This is a genomic window from Actinotalea sp. JY-7885 (assembly GCF_014525465.1).
In the GTDB taxonomy this organism is placed as follows: Bacteria; Actinomycetota; Actinomycetes; order Actinomycetales; family Cellulomonadaceae; genus Actinotalea.
In genome coordinates this window covers 1-6,393 of record NZ_JACEXH010000176.1, presented here as the reverse complement: position 1 = coordinate 6,393, position 6,393 = coordinate 1, and the positions used below count along the sequence as shown (strand labels likewise).

Here is a 6,393-nt window from a genome sequence, read left to right as displayed (position 1 = left end):
CCGGCTGAGCGCCGCGGGCGGCACGCCCACGGGCGGCGGCGCTGGGCGCGCGCGCCGCGGGCCGCGGCCTCACACTGCGCTCACGGAGCAGTTGTCGGACCGCAGTTGTCGGAGTGCAGTCGTCGGAGCCGTGTCCCGGGACAGGGAGGCCGCGTGTCCACCACACCCACCGCGCCGCGGGAGGCCACCGACGGCGCGCCGGCCGACGACGGCGGGCTGCGCCGGACCGTCGGTCGCAAGGTGCTGCTGCTGTTCGTCGTGGGGGACATCCTCGGCGCCGGCATCTACGCCCTCACGGGGAAGGTGGCGGCGGAGGTCGGCGGCGCGATCTGGGTGCCGTTCCTCGTCGCGTTCAGCCTCGCCACGCTGACCGCTGCCTCGTACGTCGAGCTCGTCGGCAAGTACCCCACGGCGGCGGGCGCCGCGCTGTACGCCAACCGCGCGTTCCGGCGCCCCTTCCTGACGTTCCTCGTCGCCTTCGCCGTGATGATGTCCGGCATCACGTCGGCGTCCGCGGCCGCGCGGGCCTTCGGCGGGGACTACCTGGCCGAGTTCGTCAGCGTGCCCACCGTCGCGGCGGCGTGGGTGTTCCTCGGGCTCGTGACGGTGATCAACCTCGTGGGCATCTCGGAGTCGGTCCGGGTCAACGTCGTGCTCACGCTCGTCGAGCTCACCGGGCTGCTCGTCATCGTCGCGATCGGCGTGTGGTCGGTCGCCACGGGCGAGGGCGACGTGAGCCGGGCCGTGCGCCTCGACGGCGACGGCGGCAGCGTCCTGCTGGCGGTGCTCGGCGGCACCGCCCTCGCCTTCTACGCGCTCCTGGGCTTCGAGGACTCGGTCAACCTGGCCGAGGAGTGCCGCGACCCGCGCCGCGACTTCCCGCGCGCCGTCTTCGCAGGACTGGCCATCACCGGCGTCATCTACCTCTCGGTGGCCTTCACGTCCTCCATGCTCGTCGAGACCCAGACCCTGGTGGACTCGAGCGGGCCGCTGCTCGAGGTGGTCAAGGTGGCGGGGGTCCCGTTCCCGCCGGCGCTGTTCGCCGTCATCGCCCTGCTGGCCGTGGGCAACACCGCGCTCATCAACATGATCATGGCGTCGCGCCTGGTGTACGGGATGGCGCGGGAGGGCATCGTGCCGCGCGTGCTCGGCCGGGTACACGAGACGCGGCGCACCCCGTGGGTGGCGATCGCGTTCACGCTCGCCGTCGCCCTGACGCTGGTCAGCACGGGCGACCTGGCAGGGCTGGCGGACACCACGGTGCTGCTGCTGCTCCTGGTGTTCGTGGTCGTCAACGTGTCGGTGCTGGTCCTGCGCCGCACGGACCCGGGCGAGGGCGGCCACTTCCGCGCCGCCACCTGGGTGCCCGTCGCGGGGGCGGTCGTCAGCGCGGTGCTCGCGAGCCCTCTGACGGGGCGCGGCGCGGACGTCTACCTGCGGGCCGGGCTGCTGCTCGCGATCGGCGTCGTGCTGTACGCGGTGAACCGGGCCGTCGTGGGCCGGTCGGTTCCCCCTTCCGGGTGACCTTGGTCTCTCGCCTCGGCCTCTCGTGGCGTGGTATCGCCGTCCCCCCCTAATCTCAGGCCACCGAGATCAACAAGGGAGACGAGTGAGCGCTGGTGGAGCCATGACCGACGCGTGGGTCGAGCGGATGCAGGAGGAGGCGCGGGTGCGGCTCGAGGCAGCCGCCCGGCTCGAGCAGGAGCTGGCCGGTGCGCGGGCGACGGGTCAGAGCACCGAGCGCGCCGTCACCGTCACGGTGGGCTCCTCCGGCGTGGTGACCGACGTCGTCTTCACGTCCGTGGCCGAGCGGCTCTCGGCCGACCAGCTGCGGACGGCCGTCCTGGAGGCGCTCGGGCGCGCCCAGGTCGCGATGGGGGAGCAGGTCGCGGCGCTCACCGCGGGCATGCCCGGCGCCGAGGACGTGCGCGACCTCATCGCCGGCCGCGTCCCGGAGTCCACCCGGGACCTGCTGCGCGACGAGATCGCCGACCGGCGGCAGCGCGAGTCGGAGGCCGGCGCGTGAGCGGCGAGTTCTCCGTCGAGCACGACGCGCTGAGCCTCGCGGCCAACCGCCACCACGACCTCGCCGGCCGGTACGCGAACCTGCAGGGACGGCGCGGGGAGCTGAAGCTGCCGTCCGGGAGCCTGGGCAAGCTGCCGTCGTCGGACGAGATCCAGGCGGCGTTCGATCAGCGGTACGAGGGCCTGGGGGAGGCGCTGACCGCCCTGAGGGAGATCTACGACAACGTCGGTGACGCGCTGTCGCTCTCGCGCGACGCGTACGTGGGCTCCGACGAGGCCGTCGCGACGATGTTCACCAAGCTGATGTCCGGAGGCAGCTGATGTCGGTCGGTGGAGCGGTCTCCGTCTGGGACAAGATCAACGGCTGGATGGCGCCCCTCGACGGGCTCGTCGACGCCGTCCTGCGGCCCGTCGTCGCGCCGCTGGCGGACATGTTCGACTCCGTCACGGGCGACTCGGAGGAGGTCCGGTCCACGGCCCAGCGGTGGCGTGACCTGGCGACCACGCTGGACCAGCTCGTCGACCACCACCGCGACGTCCTCCAGCCGCTCGCCGGCGCCTGGGAGGGCGACGCGCACGAGGCCTTCGCCGCCTCGATGAAGGAGCTGCAGACCAAGGTCGAGGGCCTCGCCGACTCCACGCGGGAGACGGCCGAGTTCCTCGACGACGCCGCGATGGAGGTCGAGACGGCCGAGGAGCTCGTCGCGACGATCATCCGCGAGCTCATCGAGTGGGCCCTGCTCTCCCTCGTCGTGGGCGCGGCGCTGAGCGTGGTCACGCTCGGGGCGTCGGCCGCGGCCGGTGCCGCCGCGGCCGCGGCGCGCGGTGCCGTCGCCTACTCGAAGATCGCGACGGTCCTGGCGAAGGTCGCGAGCCTGCTGACCCAGCTCGCCAACCTGCTCCGCGCGGTCAACAAGATGAAGTTCTTCTCGCGCAACGGGTTCCTCATCAAGACGCTGCTCGTCAAGGGCCTGATCCTCAAGCCGGTCGTGCAGCCGCTGACCGGGCTGTCGGCGTCGCCGCTGACGGAGGCGGGCAGGACCGGGCTCCAGGGGTTGCGCGACATCATCGCGGACGAGGCCGACGACCAGCTGAACGGCAACGACGGGATGCAGACGCCGCTGCGCGACGGGCTGGACAACGGGCTCGGGCCGATCGGGAACATCCCGGAGCCCATCCGGTCGGGTCTCCGCGGTGCGTCCGAGGTCATCGACAAGATCGACAAGGGCATCCCGTCACCCCCGCTGCGCTGAGCGGACCGCGCGGCGCCGCCGGCTGAGGCCGTGCGGCGCCCGCGGCTCGGCCGCGCCGACCGTCAGCGCGGCGAGCGCTCCCGGCGGACCAGGTGGGACGCGAGCGAGGCGCCCGTGACGATCAGGACGACCCACAGCACACCGAGCACGACGACGCCGGTGAGAACACCGACGGCCAGGCCCAGGCGGCCCACGAGGAGGTAGCCGGCCAGGCCCAGGCCGCCGACGACCACGACGACGGCGAGCGCCCACACCGCGATCTCGAGCAGGCCCTGGCCCATCTCGCGCGCCATGTCCTTGCCCAGCTCGCCCACGCTCGGCAGCGGCGGGTCCGCGGACTGCGGCTGCTGCGGGTACGGCTGCTGCGGGTACGGCGGCTGCGCGTACGGCTGCTGCGCGTACGGCGGCGTCGGACCGGGGGGACCGGGGGGCGGCGGCGGAGGGGGCGTCGTCACCGGCGTGACGCTAGCAGCGGCCCGCGGCCCGCAGCACGCCGGGCGGGGTCCTCACGCGGGGCGTCGCGCGACCGTCAGCACGTGCGTGTCGGGCCACGGCACGTCGTCGCCCGTGACGGGGTCGACGAGGCGGGCCCCGACCGAGAGCCGGTGGGCGACGAGCCAGTCGTTGCGCCACGCCGTGCTCGCCGGGGCGAGCTCGAAGCCGACGTCGTGCAGGAGGGCGGACCAGTCCGGCCACGTCATGTCGCAGAAGCGCTCGTGGCACTCGGACAGCCAGCTGCGCACGTAGTCGCGCGTGTACAGGAACTCCATCGCCGCGCGCAGGCAGAGCTCGGCGACCGACGTGACGCCGCCGTCGCCGCGCCTCGTCGTGGCCACCCAGCGCACGTCGCAGGCGCCGCCGGACAGGGCGGGGAAGTCGCGGGCGAACTGCGCGAGGCGGCCCGCGGGGGAGAGCGCCTCGACGTAGGCGGCGACGTCGTCGCCCGGGAGCGCCCCCAGGTCGCGGGCCTCGCCGGGCTCGCCGTCCAGGTGCAGGTGGACCGTGCGGTCCCCGCCCTCGGGACCCAGGACGTCCGAGTTCACCCACACGCCGCCGGGTGCGGTGTGGGCGAAGATCCGCCGCGCGAGCAGCTCGAGGTCGTCGCGCCCGCGCCCGTAGCTCGAGATCTCGTGCGTCAGGGCGATCGTCGTCGTCGTGCTCACGGTCGCGTCGGGGAAGACGGGGCCCGTGAGCAGGTTGCGCTGGGCGAAGAAGACGTTGGGGTTGGCGAACACGCCCTGCGCCTTGCGGTGCTCCGCCTCGGCGACGAGGTGGCGGGAGACGTCGATGCCGTACAGGTCGGACTCCGCCAGGCGCGGGTCACGCGCCGCGCGCTCGAGCAGGCCGCCGGCGGCGCAGCCGAGGTCGACCACCCGGCCCGGCTGCACGTGCGGTCCGACCTGCGCCCACTTGCGGTCCGACGCGTCGTCGAAGTCGGCCGTGTAGGACCGGTAGTCGCGCGTGGCGGTGAGGTCGCCCTCGGCGCCGACGGTCGGGTCCAGGTAGGCGGTGCGGACGACGTCGGCCAGGCCGTAGCGCTCGTAGTACGCGAGGGCTGCGGGGTGGGCCAGGTCGCGCCACCGGTCGTCGCCGGCGACGGCGAGCTCGAGGACGTCCCACGGGCGCGCCGGTGCGTCCGGGTGGCCGTCCTCGACGGGCGCAACCCGGAAGCCGAGCGCCGCCCAGAGCGCCGCCACCGCCGGGGTCGAGCACGCGACGACGGTGTCCGCCGGCGTCAGGGTGAGGCCGAGGCAGACCTCGACACTGCCCAGGACGGTGCGCGCGAAGCGGTCGCTCGGCGGGACGTCGGCGACCGGCACCACGAGCGGCTCGGTCCCCTCGGCGGCGCCGACGCGCTCGATCATCGCCTCGCGCCGGTGCGCCGGGACCGGGTTGCGGCGCGTGCCGGAGTGGGTGGCCGAGGTGACGGCCCACACGACGCGCGCGTCGTCGTCGCACCGCACGGGCTCGCCCGCCGTGTCCGTGAGGCGGCCCGCGAGCAGGTCGCGCAGGTACTCGGTCTGGAACCGCGTGACGAGGTGGTGGCGGCCGGGGAACAGGACGTGGCGCACGGGCATGTGCCCACCGTGCCGGATCCGCGGCGCGCCCGCCGACGTGTCCGCCGCGGGCGGTGGCGGCGTGGGACGGGGCTGTCGCAGGCGCGTGTGACGATGGGCCGGTGGAGCAGCAGCGGACCGTGACCCTGCCCGGGCCGGTCGACGTGCGGCGCACCCTGGCGCCGCTGCGCCGCGGCCTCGGGGACCCCGCCTGGCAGCTCGGGCCCGACGGCGCGGTGTGGCGGGCGACGCTCATGCCGTCGGGTCCGGCCACCGTGCGCCTGGCGCAGTGCGGGCCCTGCGCCGTCGACGTCCTCGCATGGGGTCCGGGCGCGGGGGAGGCCCTGGCCACGGCGCCGGCGGTCCTGGGCGCGCACGACGACGCCGCGACCTTCGACCCACCGCCGGGTCCGGTCCGCGAGGCGCACCGCCGGGCGCCGTCGCTGCGCATCGGTCGCACGGGCCGGGTCCTGGAGGCGCTCGTCCCGGCGATCCTCGAGCAGCGCGTCATCACGCGCACCGCGCACGACGCCTGGCGCCACCTGCTGCGGGCGCACGGCACGCCGGCCCCGGGACCGGCGCCCGCGGGGATGCGGGTGCCGCCGTCGGCGCAGGCGTGGGCCGCGGTGCCCGTGTGGGACTTCCACCGCGCGGGCGTCGACCCGGGACGCGCGCGGACCGTGGTGGCCGCGGCGCGGCTCGCGCACCGGCTCGAGGAGGCGGGGCGGCTACCGCGGGAGGAGGCGCTCGCCCGGCTGCGGTGCGTGCCGGGCGTCGGCGTCTGGACCGCCGCCGAGACCGCGCAGCGCGCGTTCGGCGACGCGGACGCGGTGTCCGTGGGCGACTACCACCTGGCGGGCCAGGTCGGCTGGGCGCTCGTGGGGGAGAAGGTCGACGACGACCGCATGCTGGCGCTCCTCGAGCCCTACCGCCCGCACCGCCACCGGGCCGTCCGGCTGCTCCTGCTCAGCGGCGCGGCGCGCGTGCCGCGCCGGGGGCCGCGCCTGGCGATCGAGGACCACCGCCGTCGCTGACGGCGCGGCCGGGCCTCTCGCCCG

At 75.3% G+C, this 6,393-nt stretch carries 7 protein-coding genes; 5 read left to right on the top strand and 2 right to left on the bottom strand.

Translation table 11 applies throughout. From position 1 onward, the window contains the following. Positions 1–153: 153 nt before the first annotated feature. From IDM29_RS13780 to IDM29_RS13765, 4 genes are all read left to right on the top strand, one after another. Complete coding sequence (locus IDM29_RS13780) at positions 154–1,524, top strand: APC family permease (protein ID WP_188037655.1); 1,371 nt, start codon at positions 154–156, stop codon at positions 1,522–1,524. A 103-nt stretch (positions 1,525–1,627) separates the two neighbouring features. Next, entirely contained in the window at positions 1,628–2,026 is a 399-nt protein-coding gene (locus IDM29_RS13775; RefSeq protein WP_182111860.1) for a YbaB/EbfC family nucleoid-associated protein, read from the top strand. Further along, positions 2,023–2,346 carry a WXG100 family type VII secretion target gene (locus tag IDM29_RS13770; protein ID WP_182111859.1) on the top strand — a complete coding sequence of 108 codons (324 nt, stop codon included), beginning with the start codon at positions 2,023–2,025 and terminating at the stop codon, positions 2,344–2,346. Before IDM29_RS13775 ends, IDM29_RS13770 begins: the two co-directional genes overlap by 4 nt. Continuing rightward, positions 2,346–3,278: a WXG100 family type VII secretion target gene (locus IDM29_RS13765; protein WP_188037654.1), complete on the top strand. Its 933-nt coding sequence runs from the start codon at positions 2,346–2,348 to the stop codon at positions 3,276–3,278. The genes IDM29_RS13770 and IDM29_RS13765 overlap by 1 nt, the downstream gene beginning before the upstream one ends. Before the next feature lie 62 nt (positions 3,279–3,340). Here IDM29_RS13765 and IDM29_RS13760 read toward each other — a convergent pair whose 3' ends face one another. Further along, a complete protein-coding gene (locus tag IDM29_RS13760) occupies positions 3,341–3,733 on the bottom strand; it encodes a hypothetical protein (protein WP_188037653.1) in 393 nt (130 codons plus the stop codon). 51 nt (positions 3,734–3,784) lie between these two features. Then, entirely contained in the window at positions 3,785–5,356 is a 1,572-nt protein-coding gene (locus IDM29_RS13755) for a class I SAM-dependent methyltransferase (RefSeq protein ID WP_188037652.1), read from the bottom strand. Between the two features lie 101 nt (positions 5,357–5,457). Here IDM29_RS13755 and IDM29_RS13750 point away from each other — a divergent pair, with 101 nt between their 5' ends. Further along, entirely contained in the window at positions 5,458–6,369 is a 912-nt protein-coding gene (locus IDM29_RS13750) for a DNA-3-methyladenine glycosylase (protein WP_188037651.1), read from the top strand. Positions 6,370–6,393: the final 24 nt, after the last annotated feature.

Bases quoted from the DNA above. Each gene is read 5' to 3' on its own strand.
- IDM29_RS13755 (WP_188037652.1), bottom strand. From the start codon at position 5,356: ATGCCCGTGCGCCACGTCCTGTTCCCCGGCCGCCACCACCTCGTCACG.
- IDM29_RS13765 (WP_188037654.1), top strand. From the start codon at position 2,346: ATGTCGGTCGGTGGAGCGGTCTCCGTCTGGGACAAGATCAACGGCTGG.
- IDM29_RS13775 (WP_182111860.1), top strand. From the start codon at position 1,628: ATGACCGACGCGTGGGTCGAGCGGATGCAGGAGGAGGCGCGGGTGCGG.